General features: G+C 76.4%; 3 protein-coding genes. 1 reads left to right on the top strand and 2 read right to left on the bottom strand.

Features of this window, described 5'->3' with window-relative positions; translation table 11 throughout:
• Window positions 1–84 precede the first annotated feature (84 nt).
• Window positions 85–681, bottom strand: coding sequence for a sigma-70 family RNA polymerase sigma factor (locus tag ACSNOK_RS32690; RefSeq protein ID WP_436784419.1), 597 nt, complete (start codon window positions 679–681; stop codon window positions 85–87).
• Between the two features lie 181 nt (window positions 682–862).
• Here ACSNOK_RS32690 and ACSNOK_RS32685 point away from each other — a divergent pair, with 181 nt between their 5' ends.
• Complete coding sequence (locus ACSNOK_RS32685) at window positions 863–1,039, top strand: zf-HC2 domain-containing protein (protein ID WP_436784418.1); 177 nt, start codon at window positions 863–865, stop codon at window positions 1,037–1,039.
• 256 nt (window positions 1,040–1,295) lie between these two features.
• Here the strand turns inward: ACSNOK_RS32685 and ACSNOK_RS32680 are convergent.
• On the bottom strand, window positions 1,296–2,127 hold an 832-nt coding region (locus ACSNOK_RS32680), incomplete at its 5' end, for a hypothetical protein (protein WP_436784417.1).

Below are 2,127 nucleotides of genomic sequence, written 5' to 3'. Positions count from 1 at the left end.
GGCCTGACGCGCTCAGCGGGTTGGTTGCTCGTCGGAACCGTGGCTCCGCCGGGGGCCCGGCGAGCGGAGCCGGACAGGGCCGGGTCAGCAGCCGGCCCCCGCCCCGGCCAGGACCGGCATCCTCGCGTCGCCCTCCCGTTCCGCCGTCTCCAACTGGTCGATCAGCGCCTCGCGCGCCCGGGCCACCCGTGAGCGGACCGTGCCGATCGGGCAGCCGGCGACCAGTGCCGCCTCCGCGTACGGCAGGCCCAGCAACTGCGTCAGGACGAAGGCCTCACGGCGTTCGTAGGGCAGCCGGTCGAGGAGCTGCGACAGCGCGACGCCCTCGTCGAAGCCGGGCAGGACGGCGGACTGGGTGCGTTCCGCCGCGGACTGCCAGTCGTCCGTGTCCGACAGCCGCGGCCGGGCCGCGAGGAAGCGGAGCCGGTCGACGACCGTACGCCGGGCGATGGAGAGCAGCCAGGTGCGGGCGGAGGACCGCCCTTCGAAGCGCGGCAGCGAGCGCAGGGCGCGCAGGTACGTCTCCTGCACCAGGTCGTCCGCGCCCTGCGGGTCGTTGCTCAGCCGGGCCACGTACCGGCGGACGTCCGTCTGCGTGGCGCGGATGAACCGTTCCACGGCGTCGGCGTCGCCGCCGCGGGCGGCCAGCGCCCAGGCGGTCACCGTCTCGTCGTCACGCACGGCGGCCTCCCGAGCGACGGCCTCCGGAGCGACGGCCTCCCGCGCGGGAGGCTCCTGCGGGGGCCGCTCCCGTGCGGGGGGCTTCCGTTCGTAGGACTCCGGTGCGAGGGGCCTCCGTGAGGGCCGCTCCCGTGCGGGGGGCGGTGGACCGGCGCGGCCCGGCGCCGGGGACGATGGCCGGGTGCATTGCAGCGACGTACGTACCGCCCTGTCCGCCCGCATCGACGGCGAGGCACCCCCGCCGGGCGTCACCGGCGTGGTGCTGGAGGCGCATGTGCGGGGCTGTGCGGACTGCCACCGGTGGGACGAACGGGCGCGCCGGCTGAAGGTGCTGGCCGCACGGCTCGGCGTCGGCTGACAGGCGCCGGCCGCGCGGTTCCGCGTCGGCCGAGCGGATCCCGTCCGGCGCGGCGGGAGAGGGAGGGACGCGCCGCTGTGGCGCGTCCTGGTTGCGGGCAGGGGTCATTGCCCGGGGTCCTTCCTGGAATCCGGGCGTCCGGCCGCGTGGCGGCGGACGGCCCGGGAACGTGTCACGGCCTGTCCGGCGGCCGTCGGCTGGAAGCACCCCGAGGAGTCCGCGCCGGGTGACCGGGCGGACATGGGAATCCGGGGGTTCAGAGGCCGACGGCGAGGGTGGCCGGCGGACCCCGGGTGATCAGGGCGTACGCGTACAGCAGCCGGCGCAGCCGCTGCGCGGCGCGGCCCAGTCCGGGGCGGACCCGCGGGGGGCGCGGGCCGGGGACCGGGTCGCCGAAGAGGAGGAGCAGGGGGGCGACGAGGCGGGCGCCCACGGCCCGTCCGAGCCGGAAGGCGGCCTGTTCGCCGCCGGACAGCCAGAGACCGCAGATCAGGGCGACGAGCAGGTGCGCGGACCACATGCCGACAGGCCCGTGGAGACCGTGGATGCCCATCATGTCCATGTGGGTGCCGTGCAGGGGCATGCCGCCGGACGGCGATGGGCCGCTCGGCCCGGAGCCGTTCATGAGCATGCCGCCCATCGCCGCGCCGTCCGCGCCGCCGGCGCTTGAGCCGGAGGCCGCCGACGGGACGGCTCCGCAGGTCAGCCGGGAGAAGAAGCCGGGTGACGGCAGCGCGCCGGAGCCGTGTCCGGCGGCGCTCCCCGCGTGGCCGCCCGCCGTCTCGGAGACCTGCTGGGCCAGGGTGAAGAAGAAGTGCAGTGCCGTTTGCGCGCCGACGGTGGCGAGCGTGATCAGCAGCGGCCCGCGTTCGCGTCCGGCGAGGAACCAGGCGCAGCCGCCCGTCCCGGACAGCGCGGCGATGATCGCCCACCACGGGACGTCGGTCCCGGACATGAGCGCGTGGCCGAGCGCGGCGAGCAGCACACAGACCGCCGCGAACATCGCGGCCCGCAGTGCGCGCGGTGCCTGCCCCGCCTGCTGTGCTGCACTCATGACGTGCACATCGTTGCACCCGCGCCGCGCGACG

The sequence above is a fragment of the Streptomyces sp. URMC 126 genome, assembly GCF_051386555.1.
Lineage (GTDB): Bacteria > Actinomycetota > Actinomycetes > Streptomycetales > Streptomycetaceae > Streptomyces.
Note: the sequence above shows the minus strand (reverse complement) of the source record. Positions and strands in the feature narration are given on the sequence as shown.